The 24,420-nt window shown below is 73.2% G+C and carries 20 protein-coding genes; 8 read left to right on the top strand and 12 right to left on the bottom strand.

Annotation, left to right across the window (positions count from 1 at the left end; all coding sequences use genetic code 11):
- Positions 1–105: 105 nt before the first annotated feature.
- Genes AC07VC_RS09295 through dut form a run of 3 tightly spaced genes read right to left on the bottom strand, consistent with a single transcriptional unit; the run spans position 106 to position 2,083 of the window.
- A complete protein-coding gene (locus tag AC07VC_RS09295; RefSeq protein ID WP_494675867.1) occupies positions 106–918 on the bottom strand; it encodes a DUF3159 domain-containing protein in 813 nt (270 codons plus the stop codon).
- Between the two features lie 2 nt (positions 919–920).
- Entirely contained in the window at positions 921–1,616 is a 696-nt protein-coding gene (locus AC07VC_RS09290; RefSeq protein ID WP_494675866.1) for a DUF3710 domain-containing protein, read from the bottom strand.
- Positions 1,613–2,083, bottom strand: a complete 471-nt coding sequence (dut, locus tag AC07VC_RS09285; RefSeq protein ID WP_494675865.1) for a dUTP diphosphatase — start codon at positions 2,081–2,083, stop codon at positions 1,613–1,615. The genes AC07VC_RS09290 and dut overlap by 4 nt, the downstream gene beginning before the upstream one ends.
- A 38-nt stretch (positions 2,084–2,121) precedes the next feature.
- Here dut and AC07VC_RS09280 point away from each other — a divergent pair, with 38 nt between their 5' ends.
- Complete coding sequence (locus AC07VC_RS09280; protein ID WP_494675864.1) at positions 2,122–2,571, top strand: DUF3093 domain-containing protein; 450 nt, start codon at positions 2,122–2,124, stop codon at positions 2,569–2,571.
- A 46-nt stretch (positions 2,572–2,617) separates the two neighbouring features.
- Here the strand turns inward: AC07VC_RS09280 and AC07VC_RS09275 are convergent, their stop codons facing one another.
- Complete coding sequence (locus tag AC07VC_RS09275) at positions 2,618–2,911, bottom strand: DUF4193 domain-containing protein (protein ID WP_012038342.1); 294 nt, start codon at positions 2,909–2,911, stop codon at positions 2,618–2,620.
- Between the two features lie 326 nt (positions 2,912–3,237).
- Here AC07VC_RS09275 and sepH point away from each other — a divergent pair, with 326 nt between their 5' ends.
- Positions 3,238–4,446 carry a septation protein SepH gene (gene sepH, locus AC07VC_RS09270; RefSeq protein ID WP_494675863.1) on the top strand — a complete coding sequence of 403 codons (1,209 nt, stop codon included), beginning with the start codon at positions 3,238–3,240 and terminating at the stop codon, positions 4,444–4,446.
- 81 nt (positions 4,447–4,527) lie between these two features.
- Here sepH and AC07VC_RS09265 read toward each other — a convergent pair whose 3' ends face one another.
- Complete coding sequence (locus tag AC07VC_RS09265; protein ID WP_494675862.1) at positions 4,528–5,667, bottom strand: alkaline phosphatase family protein; 1,140 nt, start codon at positions 5,665–5,667, stop codon at positions 4,528–4,530.
- A 69-nt stretch (positions 5,668–5,736) separates the two neighbouring features.
- On the opposite strand from AC07VC_RS09265, the gene AC07VC_RS09260 reads away from it, so the two are divergent.
- A complete protein-coding gene (locus AC07VC_RS09260; RefSeq protein ID WP_317229538.1) occupies positions 5,737–8,283 on the top strand; it encodes a DNA gyrase/topoisomerase IV subunit A in 2,547 nt (848 codons plus the stop codon).
- An 84-nt stretch (positions 8,284–8,367) separates the two neighbouring features.
- On the opposite strand, the gene AC07VC_RS09255 is transcribed toward AC07VC_RS09260, so the two are convergent.
- Entirely contained in the window at positions 8,368–10,446 is a 2,079-nt protein-coding gene (locus AC07VC_RS09255) for a DNA gyrase/topoisomerase IV subunit B (protein ID WP_494675861.1), read from the bottom strand.
- A 212-nt stretch (positions 10,447–10,658) separates the two neighbouring features.
- Between AC07VC_RS09255 and AC07VC_RS09250 the strand changes: the two genes are divergently transcribed.
- A complete protein-coding gene (locus tag AC07VC_RS09250; RefSeq protein ID WP_012038337.1) occupies positions 10,659–10,886 on the top strand; it encodes a DUF7455 domain-containing protein in 228 nt (75 codons plus the stop codon).
- 98 nt (positions 10,887–10,984) lie between these two features.
- On the opposite strand, the gene AC07VC_RS09245 is transcribed toward AC07VC_RS09250, so the two are convergent.
- From AC07VC_RS09245 to AC07VC_RS09225, 5 genes are all read right to left on the bottom strand, one after another.
- The gene (locus tag AC07VC_RS09245; RefSeq protein ID WP_494675860.1) at positions 10,985–11,719 is read right to left on the bottom strand and encodes a type 1 glutamine amidotransferase; all 735 of its coding nucleotides are present in this window, start codon (positions 11,717–11,719) and stop codon (positions 10,985–10,987) included.
- Positions 11,716–12,996, bottom strand: a complete 1,281-nt coding sequence (locus AC07VC_RS09240) for a MurT ligase domain-containing protein (RefSeq protein WP_494675859.1) — start codon at positions 12,994–12,996, stop codon at positions 11,716–11,718. Before AC07VC_RS09240 ends, AC07VC_RS09245 begins: the two co-directional genes overlap by 4 nt.
- Positions 12,997–12,999: 3 nt before the next feature.
- Positions 13,000–14,472 (bottom strand): RNA polymerase sigma factor, encoded by a 1,473-nt coding sequence (locus AC07VC_RS09235; protein ID WP_494675858.1) that lies wholly within the window; start codon positions 14,470–14,472, stop codon positions 13,000–13,002.
- A 233-nt stretch (positions 14,473–14,705) separates the two neighbouring features.
- Positions 14,706–16,031: an MFS transporter gene (locus AC07VC_RS09230; protein WP_494675857.1), complete on the bottom strand. Its 1,326-nt coding sequence runs from the start codon at positions 16,029–16,031 to the stop codon at positions 14,706–14,708.
- 144 nt (positions 16,032–16,175) lie between these two features.
- Positions 16,176–17,096 carry a proteasome assembly chaperone family protein gene (locus AC07VC_RS09225; protein ID WP_317229532.1) on the bottom strand — a complete coding sequence of 307 codons (921 nt, stop codon included), beginning with the start codon at positions 17,094–17,096 and terminating at the stop codon, positions 16,176–16,178.
- 179 nt (positions 17,097–17,275) lie between these two features.
- On the opposite strand from AC07VC_RS09225, the gene AC07VC_RS09220 reads away from it, so the two are divergent.
- The 3 genes from AC07VC_RS09220 (at position 17,276) to sucB (ending at position 21,758) form a co-directional block, all read left to right on the top strand.
- Positions 17,276–18,784 carry a leucyl aminopeptidase gene (locus tag AC07VC_RS09220; protein ID WP_494675856.1) on the top strand — a complete coding sequence of 503 codons (1,509 nt, stop codon included), beginning with the start codon at positions 17,276–17,278 and terminating at the stop codon, positions 18,782–18,784.
- Between the two features lie 91 nt (positions 18,785–18,875).
- The gene (gene lpdA / locus AC07VC_RS09215) at positions 18,876–20,249 is read left to right on the top strand and encodes a dihydrolipoyl dehydrogenase (RefSeq protein ID WP_317229530.1); all 1,374 of its coding nucleotides are present in this window, start codon (positions 18,876–18,878) and stop codon (positions 20,247–20,249) included.
- 60 nt (positions 20,250–20,309) lie between these two features.
- Positions 20,310–21,758, top strand: a complete 1,449-nt coding sequence (sucB, locus tag AC07VC_RS09210; RefSeq protein ID WP_494675855.1) for a 2-oxoglutarate dehydrogenase, E2 component, dihydrolipoamide succinyltransferase — start codon at positions 20,310–20,312, stop codon at positions 21,756–21,758.
- Between the two features lie 27 nt (positions 21,759–21,785).
- Here sucB and AC07VC_RS09205 read toward each other — a convergent pair whose 3' ends face one another.
- Positions 21,786–23,360, bottom strand: a complete 1,575-nt coding sequence (locus AC07VC_RS09205; RefSeq protein ID WP_494675854.1) for a protein kinase domain-containing protein — start codon at positions 23,358–23,360, stop codon at positions 21,786–21,788.
- 336 nt (positions 23,361–23,696) lie between these two features.
- On the opposite strand from AC07VC_RS09205, the gene AC07VC_RS09200 reads away from it, so the two are divergent.
- On the top strand, positions 23,697–24,407 hold the full coding sequence (locus AC07VC_RS09200; RefSeq protein WP_317228755.1) for a DUF4191 domain-containing protein: 711 nt from the start codon (positions 23,697–23,699) through the stop codon (positions 24,405–24,407).
- Positions 24,408–24,420: the final 13 nt, after the last annotated feature.

Genomic DNA, 24,420 nt, shown 5'->3' with positions numbered 1-24,420 from the left:
CATCGATGTATCTCGATGTCGAGATGAATCTACCATCGGGCGCGGCGGTCCGGCGCCCGGCGCGCGGGCGCGCCCGGCGCCGAGCGCCGGGGCGGGTCAGGCGGATCAGGCGGCGGAGGGGCCGGCGGGAGGCGCGGCGGGGTCCTTCGCGTACACGGCCCGGACGAAGAGCCACGAGAGCACCAGGAGCACGCCGTACAGCGGCGTCCCCATGACGAGCCGCGCGACGCCCAGGGCGTCGATGGAGTCGGCGAGGTAGAGCGGGAGCTGCACCGCGAGCCGCAGCGCGAAGAAGCCGACCCAGACGAGGGTGAGGAGGCGGAGCGCGCGCGCCTTCCTGCGGTCCGCGCGCCACGCCGTCCCGTCGCCCATGAGGAACCCCACCGCCACGCCGACGAGCGGCCAGCCGACGACGACCGAGACCAGGAGCACCGCGAAGTAGGCGCCGTTGGTCCAGAGGCCGAGCGCGTAGAAGTCGCGCCCCTCCCCCGAGCGGAGCGCGAGGAGCGCGGAGATGACGATGCCGACGAGGCCGCCGACGGCGGGCGCCACGGCGGAGCGCTGCACGAGCCGGGCCACGACGGCGACGACCGCGACGGCGACCGGCACCGCGACCGAGAGCACGATGTCGCGCGTGACGGTGAAGGCGACGAGGAACAGGAGGCCCGGCACGATGGCCTCGAGCACGCCCCGGATGCCGCCCATGGCCTGCAGCAGGGCGGCCGCGGTCATCGTCTCGCCGCGCGCCGCCTGGCCGAGACCGGCGCGCTCGGCGGCCTGCGCCATGCTCGCGCCCAGGGCGTCGCCCGCAGCAGGGGACCGGGGCGCGGACCCGGGTGTCGGGGATCCCGCCTCCCGTGCGACGCCGTCGGCGTCGGGCCGCGCGGGATCCCGCTCGAGCGGGCCGTCGCCCGACATGCTCAGGAGCCCAGGACGGGGGCCGGGGTGTCGCCGGCGGGAGCGGCGCCGGGGGTCGTGCCGACCTGCGCGGCCGGCATCTTCAGCGGGATGAGGTCCCGCGGGGGCATCGGGGAGGACCCGCGCACCACCACGACGCTGCGGAACAGGTCCTCGACGGCGGCGGCGGCATCGGGGTCGGAGACGGCACGGCCGGTGATCACTCCGCGGAGGAACCAGCGCGGGCCGTCGACCCCGATGAAGCGGGCGTCGCGCGTGGCCGCCGCGGGCTGGCCGGGCTGCTGCACGACGGGGATGACGGCGTGCAGCTCCGGACCGAAGGGCCCGTCGGCGAGGCGCGTGGTGCCGCCCTGCCGCTGGATCTGCTCGCCGATGGTCGTGCGGATCTCGTGCCACAGCCCGCTCGAGCGCGGCGCCGCGAACGGCTGCACCTGGAGGCTGGACTCCGCGTAGTCGAGGCCGACGGCCACGACCTGCTGCGTGCCCTCCGCGACCTCGAGGCGGAGGTGCAGCCCCTCGCGCGGCAGGATCTTGATCCCGCCGAGGTCGACGTACGGACGGACGGGGTTGGCCTCGGTCTCGTCCAGAGGGCCCTCGTCGGCACGGTCGTCGGGGGCGGACTTGGCGTCCAGCACGTGCTCGGCGGCGTCGTCGGTGACGGCGGCGTCGTCCGGCTGGTTCGCGTTCTCGTCGCTCATGTTCGGTCTCCTGGGTCTCGGACGGGGAGGGCGCCGGTGCCCGTGGAGCCGAAGCCCCCCGAGCCGCGGTGGCTCCCGGGCAGCTTCTCGACGGGCACGAAGCGCACCCGGCTGACCGGCATGACGACGACCTGCGCGATGCGGTCGCCGACCGCGACATCGTACGCGGCGTGGGCGTCGGTGTTGAGGAGCGTCACGCGGATCTCGCCGCGGTACCCCGCGTCGACGGTTCCGGGGGCGTTCACGATCGTGATCCCGTGGCGGGCCGCGAGGCCGCTGCGGGGCAGCACGAACGCGGCGTACCCGTCCGGCAGGGCGATCGAGACGCCGGTGCCGACGGTCGCCCGCTCACCGGGCTCGAGGCGGACGGACTCCGCGCTCGTGAGGTCCGCGCCGGCGTCGCCGGGATGCGCTTGGGCCGGGATCGGGGCGTCGCCCGCGATGAGGACGTCGACGGGATCGGGCACGGTCCGAGGCTAGTGCAGGAATCTGATCGAATAGGCGCATGCAAGCGTCCCCCTACAGGGAGCGGCTGTGGCCGGCTCCCTGGCTCTTCGTCGCCACCGCCCTCGTCATCCCCGCGAGCCTGCTCGTGTTCCTGCCGATCAGCGTCCTCGCCGGCGTGGTCGTCGCGATCGTCCTCTACGCGGGCGTCGTGGCGGCCCTCGTGCTCACGAGCCCGGTGATCGAGGTGGTCGACGGGCGGTTGCGCGCCGGACGCGCGTCGATCGACGTCGCGCAGCTCGGCGAGCCGGAGGGCTTCCGCGGCGCGGAGGCGGTGGCGGAGCGGGGAGTCCGACTGCACGCCCGGGCGTACCTCGTCATCCGCGGGTGGGTGGACCCCGTGGTGCGGGTGCCGCTGACGGATCCGTCCGACCCCGCTCCCTACTGGCTCGTCTCGACGCGGTCGCCGGAACGACTGATCGCCGCGATCCGGGGATCGCGGCGATCATGACGTGCGGGGAGGCGGTGGGCCTCCGGGGCTCTCGCCCGGCGTCGCTCTAGGCGGCGCACTCCTGGCAGATGGGGCCGAGCTTCTCCTGGTGGTCGATCTGCGAACGGTGCTTCACGAGGAAGCAGCTCACGCAGGTGAACTCGTCGGCCTGGGGCGGGAGCACGACCGTCTCGAGCTCGAGGTCGGAGAGGTCGGCGCCGGCGAGGTCGAAGCTCCCGGGGTTGTCGGCATCGTCGACGTCCACGACCCCGGACATGCGGTCCGGGACGCGCTCCTTCAGAGCCTCGATCGAGTCGGAGTCGTCCTCCGTCTTGCGCGGGGCGTCGTAATCAGTTGCCATTCCTGTCCACTTCTCGAATAACCGCCGAACGGAATCGGCGGGCACAGTTTGCATGAATCGCATCCGGATAGCAAACCGCTCCGGAGCCCCTCGCGAGGCACCTGACCGGCTGTTTCCGATGCGGAGCACCGGCCCGTGCCCGGGCCGCGGATGCGGACTCACACGGTACACCGTTCGCGCACTAACAACCTGCGCTCGGGGGCCGTGATCCCGCCTCCCGGCGCTCTCGTCCGACACAAGTCACGGCGCGCCACGCGTATTCCCCGGAAGAGGGGCCGACTCGTGGCATCGTGAATCGTCCAGTGAGCGCGAGAGGCGTGGAACCCATGCAGGATCTGAAAATCGTCGGAGTCGAGGACGGCGCCCTCGTCGTCGAGACCGCGGGCGGTGAACGGCACCGCCTCGTCATGGACGACTCCTTCCGGCAGGCGCTGCGTCGCCAGTCCGACGCCGGGACGACCACGCGCAAGGCCGCCCCGCGCATCATCCAGTCCTTCATCCGCCAGGGCATGAGCGCGGAGGACGTCGCCCGCGAGACCGGCGCCTCGGTGGAGTACGTGCGGAAGTTCGAGGGGCCCGTCGTCGCGGAGCGCGAGCACGTGGTGCGCAGCGCGATGAAGGTCCCCGTGCACACGGCCATCGAGGTGGACCCGATGGGCCAGGGCACGCTCTTCGGCCAGGTCATCGAGGAGCGGCTCGAGTCGCTCGGCGCGCAGGAGGTGCGCTGGAGCAGCTGGAAGGAGCAGCTCGGCGGGTGGGTCGTCAAGGTGGCCTTCACCTCCGAGGAGATCGACCACGACGCCCGCTGGTCCTACGACGCCAAGAAGCACGCCCTCTCCCCCGCCAACAACGAGGCGATCACGCTGTCGCAGCAGGGCGAGATCCGGGGTGCGCTCATCCCGCGCCTCCGCGCCCTGCCGCCCGAGGCCGCGGACACGCACCAGGAGGACGGCGTCACCCGCTTCGACAGCGGCGCCTTCCGCCTCCCGGACCCCGCCGCCTCCGCCACCCAGGACACCGCTCCCCAGCCGTGGGAGTCGGCGCCGCGTCGCGACGAGGGCGCGGCGGTGTCGCACCTCGGCCGCCAGGGCAACCACCCCGCCGGCAGCCAGCAGCCGGCGCGCGTCGCGCAGGTGGAGCTCAACGAGACCGCCGACCTCCTCGAGGCGCTGCGACGCCGACGGGGCGAGCGCGAGTCGGTGCCCCGGGACGACGAGGGGGACGACGCCGTCGACGACGCACCCGCGCCGCCGGCCGCCGCTCCCGCCGCGCGCCGCGAGGAGCCGCTGTCCCGCCCGCGCGGCGGCCAGCGCCAGGCTCCTCCCCTGCGCTCCGCCGTGATCCCCGGCATCGGCCGCGTCGAGTCCGGCCGCGACCGCCCGCGCGACGAGGGCGACGACGAGGGCCTGCGCACGCCGGCCTCCGGCGAGGGCCGCGGCGCCGCCAAGCCGTCCGGCCGCCGCGGCCGCACGGCCATGCCGAGCTGGGACGAGATCGTGTTCGGCGCGCGCAGCGACGACGACCACCTGGCCTGATCGGGCCCGGGGAGCCCTCGGAGCCGGCTCCGTCCGTGCTCCCGCACCGTGGTCCCGGCCGCGTGAGGCGGAGGGGACGGCTCAGTCGCGCGCGAAGGCGCCGGCGCGGATGAGGGGCACCAGGCGCTCCTCGTCCGAGAACGACCCGTGCTGCCCGACCATGCGCCGAGCGCCCTGGTCGCGCGGGCGTCCGTCGTAGTACGCGATGAGCGCGCGGGTCGGGACGACGACGTCGCCGATGCGCGCGGCGACCCCGTCCCGCAGCGGGCCGTACCAGTCGGCGGCCACGGCCTCCGCACGCGTCGCCACATGCGCCCGGGCGCCCTCCGACGCCCGCCACGCCTCGGCCAGCGCGTCCGCGTCCGCGCCGGGCTCCAGGTGCAGGTGCAGGCAGCGCGGCTCCCCCGCCACGTGACGCACCCCGGCGACGAGCTCGGGCACCCGGTCGAACAGCACCTGCGACTCCGCGGGAACGTCGACGATGCCGTGGTCGGCGGTGATCAGGGCGCCCTCGCGAGGGCGGAGGCGATCGAGGAACGGGCCCACGGCCGCGTCCAGCTCCTCGAGGACGCGCAGCCAGCGGTCGGACTGCCAGCCGTGCGCGTGCGCGGCCTGGTCGAGCTCAGGGACGTAGAGGTAGACGAGCGCGCGCGGCTCCCGGTCGAGGAGCGCGCGCGTCGTCGCGAACCGGTCGGCGATCGACTCCGCTGGGACGAAGGCCGCTCCGCGGAGCGCCGCACGGGAGAAGCCGGACCCGGCGTACCGCGCGGATCCGACGACGTAGGCCGGCACGCCCGCCGCCGTCGCGCGCTCGAAGGCGGTCGGCACGGGCTGCCACTCCTCGGGGACGCTCCGCGCGTCCCACCCGGACAGCAGCTTGATGACCCGGTCGTGGGCGGGGTCGAGCGCGCTGTAGCCCACGAGGCCGTGCTCGCCGGCGCGGACGCCGGTGGTGAGCGACGTGATGCTCGCGGCGGTGGTCGTGGGGAAGCCGACGTCGACGACGTCGCGCTTCCGCCACCGCTGCACGAGGTGGCGGGCGTGGCCGGCGCGGGAGCGGAGGGCGGTGGACCCGAGCCCGTCGACGAGGACGACGACCGCGCGGTCGACCGGCGGGAGGCCGGCCTCCGACTCCTCCCCCGCGAGGGCGGCGAGGCAGCCGGGCATCACCGCGGTGAGGCTCATCCGGCCGGATCCGGGCGCCGGTAGCATGGGGGCCATCCGGCCCAGTCTGCCACAGCAGCCCCGCGCGCATCCGCGCAGCGACGCCGATCCCGACCCAGAGAGTCCATGAGTCCCTCCACCACGAACACCACGCCCGACGAGCCCGCCGAGCGGATCGAGGACGTCGACGTCTCCACCGAGATGGAGAACTCGTTCCTCGAGTACGCGTACTCGGTCATCTACTCGCGGGCCCTGCCCGACGCGCGCGACGGCCTGAAGCCCGTCCAGCGCCGCATCCTCTACCAGATGAGCGAGATGGGCCTCCGCCCCGACCGCGGGCACGTGAAGTCGGCCCGTGTCACCGGCGAGGTGATGGGCAAGCTCCACCCGCACGGCGACACCGCGATCTACGACGCCATGGTCCGCATGGCGCAGCCGTTCACGTTGCGCGTCCCCCTCATCGACGGCCACGGCAACTTCGGCAGCCTCGACGACGGGCCCGCCGCGCCCCGCTACACCGAGGCGCGCTTGGCGGCGTCCGCCCTCGCGATGGTGGAGGGGCTCGACGAGGACGTCGTCGACTTCGTCCCGAACTACGACAACGCCTTCATGCAGCCCTCCGTCCTGCCGGCCGCGTTCCCCGAGCTCCTGGTCAACGGCGCCAGCGGCATCGCCGTCGGCATGGCGACGAACATGGTGCCGCACAACCTCATCGAGGTCGTCGGCGCCGCGCGCCACCTCATCGACCACCCGGATGCGTCGCTCGACGACCTGATGGCCTTCGTGCCCGGTCCCGACCTGCCCACGGGCGGGACCATCATCGGCCTCCAGGGCGTCAAGGACGCGTACCTCACGGGCCGGGGCAGCTTCAAGACCCGCGCGCGGGTCTCGGTCGAGAGCCTCACGCCCCGTAAGTCGGGTCTCGTGGTCACGGAGCTGCCGTACCTGGTGGGGCCCGAGAAGGTCATCGAGAAGATCAAGGACGGCGTCCAGAACAAGAAGCTGTCCGGCATCACCAATGTCACGGACCTCACCGACCGCACGCACGGCCTGCGGCTGGTCATCGAGATCAAGACGGGCTTCAACCCCGAGGCCGTGCTGGAGCAGCTGTACCGCTACACGCCGCTCGAGGACGGGTTCAGCATCAACAACGTCGCGCTCGTCGACGGCAGCCCGCAGACCCTGGGCCTCACGGAGCTGCTCCAGGTCTACGTGGCCCATCGCCTCGACGTCGTCACGCGGCGCACGCGCTACCGCCTGGCGCGGCGGCAGGAGCGCCTGCACCTCGTGCTGGGGCTCCTCATCGCGATCCTCGACATCGACGAGGTCATCCAGGTCATCCGCGGCAGCGACGACACCGAGCAGGCGCGCGCCCGGCTCATGGACGTATTCGACCTGTCGACGCTGCAGGCCGACTACATCCTGGAGCTCCGCCTCCGCCGACTCACGCGGTTCAGCCGCATCGAGCTCGAGGAGGAGCGCGACCGCCTGCAGGCCGAGATCGCGGAGCTCGAGGCGATCCTCGCCGACCCGCGACGGCTCCGCTCCCTCGTCTCGACCGAGCTCCAGGAGGTCGCCGACCGCTTCGGCACGCCGCGGCGCACGCTCCTCACGGAGGCGGCGCCGAGCGTCGCCGGGGCGTCCAGCCGACGGTCCGCGCCGGTGCTCGAGATCGCCGACGTGCCGTGCCGGGTCCTGCTCTCCACGACGGGCCGGGCCGTGCGGGTCGACCTCCCGACGGACGCTCCGGGCACGCCGCTGCAGACCGTCCGGCGCAGCTCGCACGACGCGGTGCTCACCGCGATCGAGACGACGAGCCGCACGCGGATCGGGGCCATCACGAGCACGGGGCGCCTCGTCACCATGACGCCCGTCGACCTGCCCGTGGTCCCGGTGGCGAGCGTGCAGCTCGGCGCGGGCGTCCGCATCCGCGACTACCTCGGGCTCACCGACAAGAAGGAGCGGGTCGTGGCGCTCGTCGCGCTCGGCACCGAGGAGGCGATCGCCATCGGCACCCGCCAGGGCGTCGTGAAGCGCGTCGCCCCGTCCGCACTGCCCGCGAAGCCGGAGTACGAGGTCATCGCGCTCAAGAAGGGCGACGAGGTCGTCGGCGCGCGCCAGGGCGCGGAGACGGACGAGCTCGTGTTCGTCACGAGCGAGGCGCAGCTGCTGCACTTCCCGGCCGTCTCCGTCCGCCCGCAGGGCATCCAGGCCGGCGGCGTGGCCGGCGTCAACCTGGGCGCGGGCGCCCGCGTGGTCCACTTCTCCTCCGTGGCGCCCGAGGGCGCCCAGGTGGTGACCATCTCGGCGTCGTCCGCCACCATCTCCGGCGTCGACCCGGGCCGTGCGAAGGTCTCCGCCTTCGCCGACTTCCCGCGGAAGGGCCGCGCGACGGGCGGCGTGCGCGCGCACGCCTACCTGAAGGGCGAGGACCACCTGGCGCTGGCGTGGGTGGGCCCCGGCCCCGCGCTCGCGGTGGGCGCCGCGGGCGAGGTGCGGCAGCTGCCGCCGACGGGCATGAAGCGGGACGGCTCGGGCATCCCGCTCGAGAAGCCCGTCGGCAGCGTCGGGCAGGCCGTCACGCCCGCGGACGCCCCGGATGCCGCGTCCGGCGCGGCCGTGGGCGTCGTCGAGCCCTCGGCGGAGGACGGGTCGGCGCCCCTCGACACCTGACGCGCCGGTGCGGCATCCCCGCGCGGACGGCCGCGGGCCCCGGGGTCCGCGGCCGTCCGGCGTCCGGGGCTCCCGCGCCTCCCGTCAGACGTCGATGCGGTCGCGCACCGTGCCCGCGCCGTCGATGATGAACTCCTTGCGCGGTGCGACGTCGTTGCCCATGAGCAGCTCGAACATGCGCGTCGCCGCCTCCGCGTCGTCCACCCGCACCCGGCGCAGGGTGCGGTTGCGGCGGTCCATGGTCGTGGTCGCCAGCTGGTCGGCGTCCATCTCCCCGAGGCCCTTGTAGCGCTGGATCGGGTCCTGGTACCGCTTCCCCTGCCGCTTGGCCTGCGCCAGCACCGCCGCGAGCTCGCGCTCGGAGTACGTGTAGACGACCTCGTTGGGCTTGGAGCCCGGGTTCATGATCACGACGCGGTGCAACGGCGGCACGGCGGCGAACACGCGGCCCTCGTCGATCATGGGCCGCATGTAGCGGAAGAAGAGGGTGAGCAGCAGCGTGCGGATGTGGGCGCCGTCGACGTCGGCGTCGCTCATGATGATGATCTTCCCGTAGCGCGCCGCCGACAGGTCGAACGTGCGGCCGGAACCGGCCCCCAGCACCTGGATGATCGACGCGCACTCGGTGTTCGAGAGCATGTCGGGCAGCGACGCCTTCTGCACGTTGAGGATCTTCCCCCGGATCGGCAGGAGCGCCTGGTACTCGCTGTCCCGCGCGAGCTTCGCCGTCCCGAGGGCGGAGTCGCCCTCCACGATGAAGAGCTCGCTGTTGGCGACGTCGTTCGAGCGGCAGTCGACGAGCTTCGCGGGGAGGGACGAGGACTCCAGGGCGTTCTTCCGGCGCTGCGTCTCCTTGTGCGTGCGCGCGGAGATCCGCGACTTCATCTCCCCGACGACCTTCTCGAGCAGCACGGCGGTCTGCGCCTTGTCCTCCCGGCGCGTCGACGCGAAGCGCTCGGCCATGGCCTTCTGGACGACCTGGGACACGATGGCGCGGACGGCGGGCGTGCCGAGGACCTCCTTCGTCTGGCCCTCGAACTGCGGCTCGGGGAAGCGCACGGTGAGCACGGCGGTGAGCCCCGCGAGCACGTCGTCCTTCTCGAGCTTGTCGGTGCCGACCTTCAGCCGCCGGGCGTTGGCCTCCACCTGGGCGCGGACGTACTTGAGCAGCCCCGCCTCGAACCCGGCCTGGTGGGTGCCGCCCTTGGGCGTGGCGATGATGTTGACGAACGACTTGAACCGGGTGTCGTAGCCCGTGCCCCAGCGCAGCGCGATCTCGACCGCGCACTCCCGGGTGAGCTCCGTCGGCACCATGGCGCCGCCGTCGGTGAGGACGGGGACCGTCTCGGTGAAGGTGCCGGACCCCTCGAGCCGCCAGGTGTCGGTGAGCGGCGCGTCGACGGCGAGGTGGTCGACGAACTCGGCGATGCCCCCGTCGAAGCGGAAGGACTCCCGCACCGGCTGCTCCCCGCGGAGGTCCTCGATGTCGATGCTGAGCCCCGGCACCAGGAAGGCGGTCTGCCGCGCGCGACCGAGGAGCTCCTCGGTGAGGAAGGACGCCCCGCGGGTGAAGATCTGCCGATCGGCCCAGTAGCGGATGCGCGTGCCCGTGACGCCCTTGCGCACCTTCCCGACGACCCGCAGCTCGCTCCCCGACGTGAAGGGGCGGAACGGGGCGTCGGGGCTGGGCTCGCCCTGGTCGTCGAAGATGCCGGGCTCGCCGCGGCGGAACGACATGGCGTGAGTGCGTCCGCCGCGGTCCACCTCCACGTCCAGGCGCTCCGACAGCGCGTTCACGACGGAGGCGCCCACACCGTGGAGCCCGCCGGACGAGGCGTAGGAGCCGGATCCGAACTTGCCGCCCGCGTGGAGCTTCGTGAAGACGACCTCGACGCCCGACAGTCCCGTCTTCGGCTCGATGTCGACGGGGACGCCGCGTGCGGTGTCGCGCACCTCGACGCTGCCGTCCGGGTGCAGCCGCACGTCGATCCGGTCGCCGTGGCCGCCGAGCGCCTCGTCGACGCTGTTGTCGATGATCTCCCACAGGCAGTGCATGAGCCCGCGCGAGTCGGTGGATCCGATGTACATGCCGGGCCGCTTGCGCACCGCCTCGAGCCCCTCGAGGACGGAGAGATGGCGGGCGGAATAATCGGATGCTGCCACGTGCTGTCCTCCATGTGCGTCCGGCGATCGCCGGACGCGAGCCGGTGTCGATCTTAACCGCCGCCCGGTGCCTCCCCCTCCGACCCGCCGTCCCCGGCCTGCGCCTACGCGCAGAGCGAAACGGCGGCCGCAGGGTGGGCCGGCACCCGGGAGCACGTGGTGTACTTGACGCATTCGGCTCGACCCAGACCCGACCCGGAGGGGAGCATCACATGACACCGACCGCCACCGAGCGTCCCGTGGACGAGCTCGACAACCACCAGCTCACCGCCAACGACCGCTGCGACAGCTGCGGCGCGCAGGCCTACATCCGAGTCGAGGTCAACAGCTCCGAGCTCCTCTTCTGCGCCCACCACGGCAAGAAGTACCAGGAGAAGCTGTCGGCCATCGCGACGAGCTGGCATGACGAGTCGAGCCGCCTGCTCGACGAGCGCGCCTAGGGCGCCACGCGCCGAGGCTCCGGCCGACGCACGACGAAGGGCGCATCCCCCGCGGGGATGCGCCCTTCGCCATGCCCGGCCCGACCGGCCGGCGCATGCTAGTAGTGCGCGGGCCGTGCCATGACGGTGGCGCGCGCCTCGCGCGCCCACCCGTCGAGGCGGTCGAGGACGCCGGAGATGTCGGCGGGCAGCTCGCGTCCGTGCCGTGCGAGCGCCGCTGCGAGGAGCTCGTCGGCGAGGCGCGGATTGAGCGCCAGCACCGGCCCGCCGAGGTGGGTGCCGATCGAGGCGCCGACGCGCACGCCCTCACCGCCGCCCTGCCCGGAGTTGCCGAACCCCGCGCGGACTGTCCCGAGGGGAGCGTGCGCGCCGATGTCGAGCGTCGATCCGTGGTTCTCGTAGCCGACGAGCTCGCCGTCCGGGGTGTCGAGGACGAGGTCCCCCACGCGGCGTTCGGCCGTCAGCGTCGTCCGCACCGGGAGGACCCCGGCGCCGACCAGCTCGCCGCCGTCGGCGAGCCGGACGGACTCCCCCAACAGCTGGAGCCCGCCGCCGACGGCGAGGACGGGGACTCCGGAGGCCTGCAGCGCGATGAGGTGCGGTGCGTGGGAGACGAGGTCCGGGAGCACGGCGCGCTGGGCCGTCAACGGCCCGGACCCCGCGATGACGAGGTCGGCGTGCCCGGGGTGCCCTCCTCCCGGCGCGTGCCGCACGACCTCGGTGCGGATGCCGCGGATGCGCGCGCGCTCCACCAGCACCGTCACGTTGCCGCGGTCGCCGTTGATGCCGAGCTCCTCGGGATAGAGGTGGAGGATGCGCAGGGCGTCGCTCACGCGGGTCCTCCCTCGAGGTCCGTGTAGCCGAGGATGCGGCGGATGGCCATCATCTGCTCGTAGTTGACGATCATGGTCTTGACCCCGCGCGACGGCTTCTCCAGGGCGAGGAACGCCGAGACCGCACGACGGAGGTCGGGCTCGACGCGCCCCACCTCGAGGCCCTCGTAGCCGAAGCGGACGGCGAGCTGGTAGCCCTTCGTGCCGGACACGACGTCGGCGTGGGTCAGCGCGGACAGGTCGGTGTCGTAGATCCACGACGGGTCGGGAGTGCCGTCGTCCACGGCGAGCAGCACCTGCTCCGGCGGGTCGCCCAGCGCGTCGAGGTTCATCTGCAGGCTCGCGGGGTTCTTCATCATGATGATCTCGATGTCCTCGTCGCCCGCGCGCAGCATCTCGCCGCGTCCGTACACGGCCGCGACGGACCCGAGCCCCTCGGCCGCGAGCCGCGGGTCGAAGCGCTCCCCGAGCACGCGGCGCGCGGTCGCGAGCGCACCCGCGGCGTCGACCGCGTAGTGCAGGCCGCGGGAGGGGAGGGACACGGGCAGGTCCCCGGACGGCAGCCGGAACACCGCCTCGCGACCCGCCAGCGCGACGGCCTCGACGCCCGCGGCCACGTGGACGAGGTCCGGGGCCTCCGAGCCGAACCGCGGGGCGGACGCGAGCCCGTGCTTGCTGTCGCCGAGGAGCTCCTCGGACACGCCGAACCAGTCGACGGCCGCGGCACCGGCCCGAGCGGTGTGCGCCGCGATGGCGTTGACGTGGGCGTCGTCGCGGTTGGCGACGACCGCCTCGGTCGCCGTGGCGGCGATCCGCTCGAGCATGCCGACGACCCGGTCGGGCTCGTGGAAGCGGTTCAGCTGGTCGATCTGGATGTTGAGCAGCAGGACGGTCCGCGGCGTGAGCAGCGCCGAGAGCGCGACGCCGTAGGCCTCGTCGACCTCGAGCACGGCCACGTCGGCGTCGAGCCGGCCGGAGGCGTCGGCGTCGGCGAGCACGGCCGACGCGATGCCCTGCGGCAGGTTCCCCCCGGAGGGGTTCGTGAACACGCGCAGGCCGTGGGCCCGCAGGATGCCGGTGAGCATGTGGGTGGTCGTCGACTTGCCGTTGGATCCCGTGACGGCGACGACGCCGTGCGGGAGGTCGGCGATCGTCCGCTCCAGGAAGCGGGGCTCGAGGCGGAGGGCGACGACGCCGGGCACGGCGGAACCGCCGCCGCGGAGACGGGCGGCCCAGCGGGCGGCCCGTCCTGCGGCGACGGCGAGGCGCAGGGGCACGGCCTACTCGAGGTAGTCGCGCAGCGACTGCGAGCGCGACGGGTGGCGGAGCTTGGCCATGGTCTTCGACTCGATCTGGCGGATGCGCTCACGCGTGACGCCGAACGTGTCGCCGATCTGGTCGAGCGTCTTCGGCATGCCGTCACCCAGGCCGAAGCGCATGCGGATGACGCCCGCCTCCCGCTCGGAGAGGGAGTCGAGCAGGGACTCGAGCTGCTTCTGCAGCATGGTGAAGCCGACCGCGTCCGCGGGGACCACGGCCTCGGTGTCCTCGATGAGGTCGCCGAACTCGCTGTCGCCGTCCTCGCCGAGCGGCGTGTGCAGCGAGATGGGCTCGCGGCCGTACTTCTGCACCTCGATGACCTTCTCGGGGGTCATGTCGAGCTCGCGCGACAGCTCCTCGGGCGTGGGCTCGCGACCCAGGTCCTGGAGCATCTGGCGCTGCACGCGGGCGAGCTTGTTGATGACCTCGACCATGTGCACGGGGATGCGGATGGTGCGCGCCTGGTCGGCCATTGCGCGGGTGATGGCCTGGCGGATCCACCAGGTGGCGTAGGTGGAGAACTTGAAGCCCTTGGTGTAGTCGAACTTCTCGACCGCGCGGATGAGCCCCAGGTTGCCCTCCTGGATGAGGTCGAGGAACTGCATCCCGCGACCCGTGTAGCGCTTCGCGAGGCTGACCACCAGGCGGAGGTTGGCTCCGAGGAGGTGGCTCTTGGCACGCTGCCCGTCGCGGGCGACCCAGCGCAGCTCGCGCTCGAGCTCGCGGGAGATGCCCGGGGTGTTCGCCAGCTTGTCCTCGGCGAACAGGCCCGCCTCGATGCGCATGGCCAGCTCGACCTCCTCGGCGGCGTTGAGGAGCGCCACCTTGCCGATCTGCTTCAGGTAGTCCTTGACCGGGTCGGCGGTCGCGCCCGTGATGGTCGTCGAGTAGACGGGGACGTCCTCGTCCTCCTCCTTGTTCGACAGCACCATGGCGCCGGTCGGCAGGGGCTCGAGCACGACGGGCGGGGTGATGGTGCCGCCCTCCTCGACGGCCTCGTCCTCCGAGTCGTCCTCGGCCACGGGGACGACGACCTCGTCGCCCTCGTCGTCGGAGGCCTCTCCGGGTCCCGCGGCGGCGGTCTTCTTGGCGGCGGTCTTGCGCGGCGCCTTGGCGGGTGCGGCGTCCCCCGCTGCGGCGGCGGCCTTCTTGGCGGCGGCGGCCTTGGCACGGGCGGTCGGCGCCTTCGCGGGCGCGACGGCGTCCGCGTCACCGGTCTCGGCGGCCGTGTCGTCAGCGGCTGCGGCTGCCGCCGCGGCCTTCGCCGCGGCGGCCTTGGTGGGGGCCTTGGCGGCCGCGGTCTTGGGCGCGGCGGCCTTGCGGGCGGGGGCGCGCTTCGCGGGTGCCTTCGCCTCACCCGTCGCGGCGTCGTCGGCCGTGCTGGTCGCGGCAGCCGCGTCCAGGGTGGCGGACGGGGTGGAGGGGGTGGCCATGCGAACACCTTTCGTCCCCACGACGACCGGTCGCGCGCTCCGCGATCTCGCTGCGGGGTGACCTGCCGGAGGTGGGTCGGGGTTGTTTTCGGACATTGCTAGGACCCATGTCAAGTCCGCGGCTCGTGCACCACCGGGGTGGTGCGAGATGCAGGACATGAACGGGTCCGTACCTGATTATTGCACGGATGGGCGCACGGACGAGCCACGTGGTCGCAGCGTGACGGGCGATGTCACGCGCGGCGCCGGCGTCGCCTGTCGATGTAGGCAACCCACAGCGGCCCCACTCGTATTCCCTCGTCGGCCAGCACCCGGCGCGTGCGCCGTCGCGTCCGGACGAGCATGACCGCCCCGAAGCCGACGATGAGGTACTGGACGGCGAAGGCGACGCGGAACGAGTCGAACGCGTAGAGGTCGCCGGGGGCCCCGCCGGCGACGCGCACCGCATCCTGCACGTCGAGGGCGATGCCGATCAGCAGCATCATCGTGAAGCTCGCGGTGAAGCCCGCGACGTTGACGATCCCGGACGCCGCGCCGAGGCTCCGCGGCGGGTTGAAGGTGCGGGCGAAGTCGAGCCCGACCTGGGATCCGGGGCCGCCGATGCCGATGGCGACGACGACGAGCACCACGACCGCGAGCGGCGGCACCCCCGGCCAGAGCAGCAGGACGGCCCAGGCGACGCCCATCATGGCGACGATGCCGAGCACCAGGTTCGACCGCCGGAAGGGGAAGCGTCCCGTGAGGATCCCGATGACGGGCCCGACGACCATGCCCGACGCCACGATGACGATGAGGAGCGCGGATGCGAGCGCCGGGCTGTAGCCCAGCCCGCCGACGAGGAACGGGAACCCCCATAGGAGGCTGAACATCACGCCGGAGGACTGGGTGACGAAGTGGGACCAGAAGCCCAGCTGCGTCCCCGGTCGGCGGAGGCTCCGGCCGAGCTCGCGCATGGAGTCGCCCCAGGTGACGCGCGGAGGCGGCGGGTCGCCGGCCGGGCGGTCGCGGACGGCGACCACGACGGCGATGAACGCGACGACGGCCACGGACGCCGAGCCGAGGAAGGCGGGCGTCCACCCGGCCGTGTGCAGCACGAGGGAGAGGGGCACGGCCGACAGGACCTGGCCGAGCTGCCCGACGTTCGCGAACCACTGGGACAGCACGGGCACCCGGGGTCCCGAGAACCACGAGTTGATGAGGCGCAGGCCCGACACGAAGGTCATGGCGTCGCCCGCGCCGACCAGCATCCGCCCGACCACGGCGACCTCGAGGGACGTCGAGAGCGCCAGGGTCGCCTGGCCCGCCACCATCAGCAGGGCGCCGCTCGCCAGCAGCGCCCGCGGGCCGATGCGGTCGATGAGCACGCCCACGGGTATCTGCAGCGCCGCGTAGACCACCAGCTGCGTCACCGCGAGCGTCGACAGGAGGGAGGCCGAGGCGTGGAACCGCTCCCCCGCCTCCACCGACGCGATCCCGAGGGATCCGCGCTGGAGCACGGAGGAGAGGTACGCCACCATCGCGACTCCGAGGACGATGCGGGCGCGACGTGTGCTGGTCATCGGGACGACGATACCGGCGCTGCGGTTGCGGCCGTCGTCGCCGCCGGGCGGCGTATCGTCACGGGCCAGGGCCAGGGCCAGGGCCGGCGCGGTCGCCCGAGCGATGCGCGTCCGCGGTCGGCCGTTCGCGGCGGGACGCCGGGATCAGGCGGGGTCGCCGTCGGCCGGCCGACGGCGCGCGAGGAACTTCTCCAGCTCCGCGGCGATCTCGTCCGCCGTGGGCAGCGCCCCGTCCTCGTCGGTCAGCGGGGACTTCAGGGGCGTGTCCTCCATGTAGCTGTCGTAGCGCTCCTCCAGCGTGGTCACGAGGCGCGCGAGCTCCTGGTTGCCGGCTACCTGCTCGTCGATCCGTCCCACGAAGTCGCGGCCCTCCTCCCGGAGGCGGTCGGTGGGGAAGATGAGGCCGGTGGCCGCGCTGATGCTCTCGAGGGCCGCGACCGCGGCGAGGGGGAACTCCGTGTCGGCGAGGTAGTGGGGCACGAGGAGCACGAAGCCGGCGACCGGGTGGCCGGCGTCGTGCAGGCGGTGCTCCACCAGGTGCAGCGCGTTCGCCGGGACCTGGGTGTGCGGCTTCCAGACGCTGAGCGCGTCGATGAGCTCGGTGCGGTTCCCGCTGACCGTGACGTTGATGTCGCGGGTGTGCGGGACCGGCATGGGGATGCTGTGCACCCACGTGGTGGTGGAGATGCGGTACCGGTCGACGATGCCGAGCACGGCGGCCGTGAACGCCTCCCAGCGGAAGTCGGGCTCGAAGCCCGTGAGCAGGAGGAACGGCTGGCCGATCTCGTCGTGCGCCAGGTAGAGGGCGAGGCGGGCGGGCCGGTAGTCGGCGAGGTGGTCCTGGTCGAAGTAGATGGTGGGGCGGCGGGCGCGGTAGTCGAGCAGCGTGTCCGTGTCGAAGCGCAGGACGTCGCGGTGGCTGAGCGTGCTCAGGAGGTACTCGCTGACCTGCGATACGCCGGAGCCCGCGTCGGAGAAGCCGGTCAGGCCGGCGACCAGGGGCAGGCCGGTCGGCACCTCGCCGATGTCCGTGTCGATCTCGTACAGTCCGTCCGCGTCAGCCATGCCCCAACTCTAGAGCCGGCCCTCGACCGGTCCCGGCCGGACGGGACGCGGTCCGTGGTGCCGAGAGCGAACACATCGTCCCCTCCCGCGGGTGGGCTCCGGAGAGGGGGCGGTGCCGACGCGGCCGGCGCGGCTGGCACGGCCGTGGTGCCCACGGCGCCTCGGTAGGCTCGGCGCCCATGACCCTCCCCACCCTCTCCGTGTCCCCCGACCGTGCTGCCGACGTGGAGGCGGACGTCCTCGTCGTCGCCGTCTCCAGCGAGAAGGAGGGGATCCGCGTGCACGCGCCCGAGGGCGTCGAGCTCGATGCGGAGGGCCTGACCGCCATCGGCGTGACGGGAGCCCGCGACGAGGTCGTGCGCGTCCCCGGCACGGGTACGGCGGCGCGCGCGATCGCCCTCGTGGGCCTCGGCTCGGCGGCGGTCGACGCGGTCGTCCTGCGGTACGCCGTCGGCACCGCCCTGCGGCAGTTGCGCGGTGTCGCGCGCGTCGCCGTGGCGGTCCCCGTCGCGTCGCTCGCGGAGCTCACCGCCGTCCTCGAGGGCGCCGCCCTCGGCGTCTACTCCTTCGACGCCTACCGCCGCGACTCGCTGGCCGGGCAGAAGCCACCGGCCTCCGCCGTCGTCGTCCTCGCCGCGGGCGGAGCCTGGACGGCGGAGGACGCCGACGAGGCGGTGGCGCGCGCCACCGCCGTCGCCGGGGCGGTCGCGGGCACCAAGGACCTGGTCAACACCCCGCCGCTCGACCTGTACCCCGCGACGTTCGTGGACGCGGTCCACGAGCGCACGGCCGGGCTGCCCGTCGACGTCCGCGTCTGGGACGAGGACGCACTGGCGGCGGACGGCTTCGGCGGCATCCTGGGCGTCGGGCAGGGGTCGACGCGCCCGCCCCGGCTCGTGAAGGTCGCCTACTCCCCCGCCGGCGCCACGCGGCACCTCGCGCTCGTGGGCAAGGGCATCACCTACGACACCGGCGGCATCTCGCTGAAGCCCGCGGTGCCCATGATCGGCATGAAGTACGACATGACCGGCGCCGCCACGATCCTCGAGGTCGTCGTCGCCGCGGCCCGGCTCCAGCTCCCCGTCCGGCTCACCGCCTGGCTGTGCATCGCCGAGAACATGCCCTCGGGCTCCGCCATCCGCCCGGACGACGTCCTCCGGATGCGCGGCGGGACGACCGTCGAGGTGCTGAACACCGACGCGGAGGGCCGGCTGGTCATGGCCGACGGCATCGTCGCGGCGAGCGAGGAGCACCCCGACGCCATCGTCGACATCGCCACGCTCACCGGTGCGCAGGTCGTGGCGCTCGGCGAGCGGTACTCCGCCGTCATGGGCGAGGACGCGCTCGTCGCCCGACTCCTCGACGCCGCGCGCGACCAGGGCGAGAGCATGTGGGGGATGCCCCTGCCCGAGGAGATGCGCGCGCTCCTCAACTCGGACATCGCGGACATCGCCAACGTCAAGCCGGGCAACCCGGCCGGCGGGATGCTCGTCGCGGGCGTGTTCCTCCAGGAGTTCGTCGGCCGCACCGACGACGCGGAGGGCTCGCCGCGCATCCCCTGGGCGCACATCGACATCGCCGGTCCGTCGCACAACAAGGGCGGCGGCCACGGCTTCACGGGCAAGGGCCCGACCGGTGTCGCGGTGCGGACGCTCCTCGCCCTGGCCGCCGGTTTTTCCCGCGCGTAGTAGGCTCGGAGAGGCCTCCTGAGGGGGTCCCGCGCCTGCCCGGTCGGGCGGTCGCATGAGACGACCTTGATGCATACGAGGGAGATCCTGGGTGTCGGAACAGAACTTTGACGTGGTGGTGCTCGGCGGCGGGAGCGGTGGCTACGCAGCCGCCCTCCGTGCGGTTCAGCTGGGCAAGACCGTGGGCCTCGTGGAGAAGGGCAAGCTCGGCGGCACCTGCCTCCACCGCGGCTGCATCCCCACCAAGGCGCTCCTGCACTCGGCCGAGGTGGCCGACGTCTCCCGGGAGTCGGAGAAGTACGGCGTCAACGTCACCTTCGACGGCGTGGACATCGCGCGCGTCACCGCCTACCGCGAGGCCATCGTCGCCAGCAAGTACAAGGGCCTCCAGGGCCTCATCAAGGCTCGCGGCATCACCGTCATCGAGGGTGAGGGACGCCTGACCTCCGGCACCACCGTCCAGGTCGGCGACCAGACCATCACCGGCACGAGCATCGTCCTCGCCACGGGCTCGTACTCCCGCACGCTCCCCGGCCTCGAGATCGGCGGCCGCGTCATCACCAGCGAGCAGGCCCTCGAGCTCGACTACATCCCCAAGAAGGTCGCCATCCTCGGCGGCGGCGTCATCGGCGTCGAGTTCGCATCCGTCTGGCGCTCGTTCGGCGTGGACGTGCAGATCATCGAGGCCCTGCCCCACCTCGTCCCGAACGAGGAGGAGTCGATCAGCAAGCAGTTCGAGCGCGCGTTCCGCAAGCGCGGCATCGCCTTCTCGTTGGGCGTGCGGTTCAAGTCGGTCACGCAGGACGACCAGGGCGTCCAGGTGACGCTCGAGGACGGCACCTCCTACGACGCCGACATCCTGCTCGTCGCCGTGGGCCGCGGCCCGGCGACGCAGGGCCTCGGATTCGAGGAGGCCGGCGTGCGCACGGACCGCGGCTTCGTCCTCACGGACGAGCGCCTCCAGACCAGCGTCCCCGGCGTCTACGCCGTCGGCGACATCGTGCCCGGCCTGCAGCTCGCGCACCGCGGCTTCCAGCAGGGCATCTTCGTCGCCGAGGAGATCGCGGGCAACAAGCCCGTGGTCGTCGAGGACATCAACATCCCCAAGGTCACCTACTCCGACCCCGAGGTCGCGAGCGTCGGCTACAGCGAGGCGAAGGCGGCCGAGAAGTTCGGCGCCGACAAGATCTCGAGCTACGAGTACAACCTCGGCGGCAACGGCAAGAGCTCGATCATCGGCACGGCCGGATCCGTCAAGGTCGTCCGCGTCCAGGACGGCCCGGTCGTCGGCATCCACATGATCGGGGCGCGCGTCGGCGAGCTCATCGGCGAGGGCCAGCTCATCGTGAACTGGGAGGCCTACCCCGAGGACGTCGCCAACCTGGTGCACGCCCACCCCACCCAGAACGAGGCGCTCGGCGAGGCCCACCTGGCACTCGCCGGCACCCCGCTGCACGCCCTCTAGCACCCCGTCAACACCGACACACGAGCCGGGTCCGGAGTCGGGCCTGAAGGAGACAACCCCATGAGCGAATCCGTCAACCTCCCCGCACTCGGCGAGAGCGTCACCGAGGGCACGGTGACCCGCTGGCTGAAGAACGTCGGCGACCACGTCGAGGTCGACGAGCCCCTCCTCGAGGTGTCGACCGACAAGGTCGACACGGAGATCCCCTCCCCCGTCGCGGGCATCATCGAGGAGATCCTCGTCCAGGAGGACGAGACCGTCGAGGTGGGGGCCGTCCTCGTGCGCATCGGCGACGGATCGGGCGGCGGCGACGCACCCGCCGAGGAGCCCGCAGCCGCAGCCGAGGAGCAGCAGACCGAGGCCCCGGCCGAGGAGGCCGTCGAGGACCAGGTGACGCCGTCCACGGAGGCGGATGACGACGCCGAGGCCCCCGCGCCCGTCGAGCCGGAGCCCGCTCCGGCTGCCGAGCAGAAGGCGCCGGCACCGGAGGAGACCGCGGCTCCCGCGCCCGCCGCTCCTGCCGCAGCGGCTCCTGCTCCCGCCGCAGCGGCTCCTGCTCCCGCCGCGCCCACCGCTGCTCCCACGTCCGGCAACGCCGGCTACGTGACGCCGCTGGTGCGCAAGCTCGCCAACGAGCGCGGCGTGGACATCTCCGCCGTGACCGGCACCGGCGTCGGTGGCCGCATCCGCAAGGAGGACGTCCTCGCCGCTGCCGAGGCGGCGGCCGCGAAGTCCAGCGCTCCGGCGGCGTCCGCTCCGGCGACCCCGGCGGCGGCTCCCCTGGAGACCTCCCCGCTGCGCGGCACGACGGCCAAGATGTCGCGCATGCGCAAGCTCATCGCCGATCGCGCCGTGGTCTCCATGCAGTCCACCGCGCAGCTCACCTCCGTGGTGGAGGTCGACGTCACGAAGGTGGCCCGCTTCCGCGACCGCGTGAAGGGCGACTTCCTCGAGAAGACCGGCGTGAAGCTCTCGTTCCTGCCCTTCTTCGCGCTGGCTGCCGCCGAGGCGCTCAAGGCGTACCCGGTCGTGAACGCCACGGTCGACGGCGACAGCATCGTCTACCCCGACCACGAGAACATCAGCATCGCGGTGGACACCGAGCGCGGGCTGCTGACGCCCGTGGTCAAGAACGCCGAGGGCAAGAACCTCGCCCAGTTCGCGTCCGAGATCGCGGACCTCGCGGCCCGCACGCGCGACAACAAGCTGTCGCCGGACGAGCTGGCGGGGGGCACGTTCACGCTGACCAACACCGGTTCGCGCGGCGCGCTCTTCGACACCCCCGTGGTGTTCCTTCCCCAGTCGGCCATCCTCGGGACCGGCATCGTCACCAAGCGTCCCGTGGTCATCACGGCGGACGGCCAGGACACCATCGCCATCCGGTCGACGGTCTACCTCGCCCTGTCGTACGACCACCGCATCGTGGACGGCGCGGACGCCTCGCGGTTCCTCGTGGCCGTGAAGAACCGCCTCGAGGCGGGCGCCTTCGACGCCGACCTCGGCATCTAGGCACCTGCTCGGGATCCGCGACGCCGGTCACCGGTCGTCCATCAGGTCCCTGATCCGCCACCCGGCCTCCCCCCTGACGATCAGGAGGGAGGCCGGTCGGCGTTCCGGCCCCGATGGATCCCCGACCGGGGGCTCGGCCGACCCGGTCTCCGGCAGGAGCTGGACGAGCACCGTGTCGCCCATCCGCTGAATGCCTCCCAGCCGGTCGTCCGCGTGCAGCGTCGTGACGTCGCGGCGCTCGTCGTCGGCGATGAGCGCCCGGTCCGCGTCCTCCACGGGGGACCCGACTTGATCCGCACGCCGGAGGCAGGCGACCTCGCGGGCCTGCACGCACGCGGCCCGGATGCGGAGGAGGGCCGACGCGGCCAGGGACGGGTCGTCGCCGGCCGCCGCGCCGGAGTCCCCGTCCGCGTCCGCGGGTGTCGTCGCGGAGGACGGTCCGGTGTCCGTCGGCACGGCTGAGGACGTCGCATCCTCGCTCCCGTCCTCCGCACCGGTGGAGCCACCACGGGCGGAGCTCGCCATGGTCGGCAGGGCCGCGGCGCCGAGCGCCACGAGCAGGAGAGCAGTCCCGCCCAGGAGCCATACCCGCGGCCGGACCTCCGCCAGCTCGCGGCGGACCGCGTCGCGCAGCGCTCCGAGGCGCGCGGCCGCCCGCATCGCGGCGCGGTCGCGCGGCGCCCGATGCCGACGCGCCGGAGCCCGTGAGCCGGCGCGTCGGCGGGAGGCGCGCGCATCCCACGCCTCCGCGTCCTCGTCCGCATGCGTAGGCGCCGGCGCGAGCGCATCGATCCCCGGGTGCGCTCGTCCGGGCCGGAGCCGTCCGACGTCCACCGGGCGAACCGCGTGATCCTGCCGTCCATCGCCGCCGTGCACGGCCGCCTCGGCCAGCGGGGCGGCGTCCGTGACACCGAGGAGGCGGTCCGCGAGCTCATGCGCCGACAGGTCGGACTCCCCGTGGATGACGGCGTCCAGGAGCTCCTCCCACGAGTCCCACCGCTCCTCGGACACGCGCGGGCATCCGATCGCCGGATCCCGCAGGGCCTCGGCGATCCGCGCGACTCGGACGAGGTCCTGCCCGACCGGATCCGCGCTCCGGCCGTCGACCTCGTCCCTGCCGGCCGACGGACGCGAGGAGCCCAGGCCGCACAGCAGCGGACGTCCCGACGCGTCGATCAGGACATGGCCCAGGTCGAGCGCGCCATGGGCGATCCCGGCCTCGTGCAGGTCCCCGAGCCCGCGGAGGACGGACGCCACGAGGGTCACCGTTTCCCCCGGCGTGAGCCCGCCCCTCCTCGCCACGAGCGACGCCGCCGTCCCGCGCGACGCGATCGGCTGCACGAGGCAGAGACCGCCGTCCGCGAGGGTCGCGACGTCGACGAGGCCGACCACGTGATCCGACTCCACGGCCTGGAGGGCGAGGACCTCCGCCTCGCCCCGGCTGCGCTCGGTAGGCGGCACGATCTTGACCGCGACGCTCTCCGCGCGCGCATCCGGCGTCGCCCCCCGATGCGCCGGTCGGGCGAGGTACACCTGGCAGCTGCTGCCCCTCCCCACGAGCCGCACGAGCCGGTACCCCGCGACCGTCGTGCCGGCCTCCACGGCGGCGTCCCTCCGGCGCCGCCGGACCGTGCCCCCGCGCTCCTCGGGGCGCGCCTCCCGCGCGCCCGACCGGTCCTCCCAGCTCCTGGGGGCCGAACCGTGATGCCGCGTGCGTCCTCCGTGCATCGCTCCTCGTCCTCTCCTCCCCGCCGCGGGCGCCCTCGGACGGACGGCGCGGGGATGCGTCGGCGGCAGTGTGCGGCGGCGAGGCCCGCCCGCCGGACACATGCGCGGAACCGGGACGCGCCGGCGCGATGGAGACGTGTGGGGGAGCCGAGCCGCCGGACCGGCGCCGCAGGTCCCGGCATCGGCCCCGGCACCGGTATCGTGGGCGTCATGGCCCGCAAGACAGCCTCTCCGAAGGCACCCAAGGAACCCGGCCGCATCAAGCAGATGTGGCAGGTCTTCCAGATGACCCGCCGGTACGACAAGAGCTCGGTCTGGTGGATGCTCCTGGCGCTGGCCGGGCCGATCGTGGTCGGCATCCTGCTCGCGGTGTTCGCGACGGGTGGCAACTGGCTCACCGCCATCCTGTTCGTCATCGCCGGGGTGTTCGCCGGCATCCTCGCGTTCCTCATCGTCCTGGGCCGGAAGGCCGAGCGCGCCGCCTACCTGCAGATCAAGGGACAGCCGGGCGCCGTCGGCGTCGTCCTCCGCAGCTCCCTGAAGCGCGGGTGGGTCGGCAGCGAGATGCCGGTCGCCGTCAACGGCAAGTCGCAGGACGCCGTCTACCGCGCGGTGGGACGCCCCGGCGTGGCACTCATCGGCGAGGGCCCGAAGAGCCGCACGACGCGCATGCTCGAGGATGAGCGCCGCAAGATCGCCCGCGTGCTCCCCAACGTCCCCGTGCACTTCGTCTTCGTGGGTCCGGACGCCGACTCGGTGGAGCTCCACAAGCTGGCGGGACGCCTCCAGCGCTTCCCCCGCACGATCACCAAGGCGGAGGTCATGGCCGTGAACAACCGCCTGACCTCCCTGGGCCAGAACAGCATGCCCATCCCCAAGGGCGTCGACCCGTTCAAGGTCCGCCCGTCGCGGGCACGCTGATCCCGCTCCCGTC

The organism is Clavibacter sp. GW821-FHT01D01, assembly GCF_059422605.1.
This window is presented reverse-complemented; position numbering and strand designations above follow the sequence as displayed.

Bases quoted from the DNA above. Each gene is read 5' to 3' on its own strand.
- AC07VC_RS09295 (WP_494675867.1), bottom strand. From the start codon at position 918: ATGTCGGGCGACGGCCCGCTCGAGCGGGATCCCGCGCGGCCCGACGCC.
- AC07VC_RS09290 (WP_494675866.1), bottom strand. From the start codon at position 1,616: ATGAGCGACGAGAACGCGAACCAGCCGGACGACGCCGCCGTCACCGAC.
- AC07VC_RS09280 (WP_494675864.1), top strand. From the start codon at position 2,122: ATGCAAGCGTCCCCCTACAGGGAGCGGCTGTGGCCGGCTCCCTGGCTC.
- AC07VC_RS09275 (WP_012038342.1), bottom strand. From the start codon at position 2,911: ATGGCAACTGATTACGACGCCCCGCGCAAGACGGAGGACGACTCCGAC.
- sepH (WP_494675863.1), top strand. From the start codon at position 3,238: ATGCAGGATCTGAAAATCGTCGGAGTCGAGGACGGCGCCCTCGTCGTC.
- AC07VC_RS09265 (WP_494675862.1), bottom strand. From the start codon at position 5,667: ATGGCCCCCATGCTACCGGCGCCCGGATCCGGCCGGATGAGCCTCACC.
- AC07VC_RS09260 (WP_317229538.1), top strand. From the start codon at position 5,737: ATGAGTCCCTCCACCACGAACACCACGCCCGACGAGCCCGCCGAGCGG.
- AC07VC_RS09250 (WP_012038337.1), top strand. From the start codon at position 10,659: ATGACACCGACCGCCACCGAGCGTCCCGTGGACGAGCTCGACAACCAC.
- AC07VC_RS09235 (WP_494675858.1), bottom strand. From the start codon at position 14,472: ATGGCCACCCCCTCCACCCCGTCCGCCACCCTGGACGCGGCTGCCGCG.
- AC07VC_RS09230 (WP_494675857.1), bottom strand. From the start codon at position 16,031: ATGACCAGCACACGTCGCGCCCGCATCGTCCTCGGAGTCGCGATGGTG.
- AC07VC_RS09225 (WP_317229532.1), bottom strand. From the start codon at position 17,096: ATGGCTGACGCGGACGGACTGTACGAGATCGACACGGACATCGGCGAG.
- AC07VC_RS09220 (WP_494675856.1), top strand. From the start codon at position 17,276: ATGACCCTCCCCACCCTCTCCGTGTCCCCCGACCGTGCTGCCGACGTG.
- sucB (WP_494675855.1), top strand. From the start codon at position 20,310: ATGAGCGAATCCGTCAACCTCCCCGCACTCGGCGAGAGCGTCACCGAG.
- AC07VC_RS09200 (WP_317228755.1), top strand. From the start codon at position 23,697: ATGGCCCGCAAGACAGCCTCTCCGAAGGCACCCAAGGAACCCGGCCGC.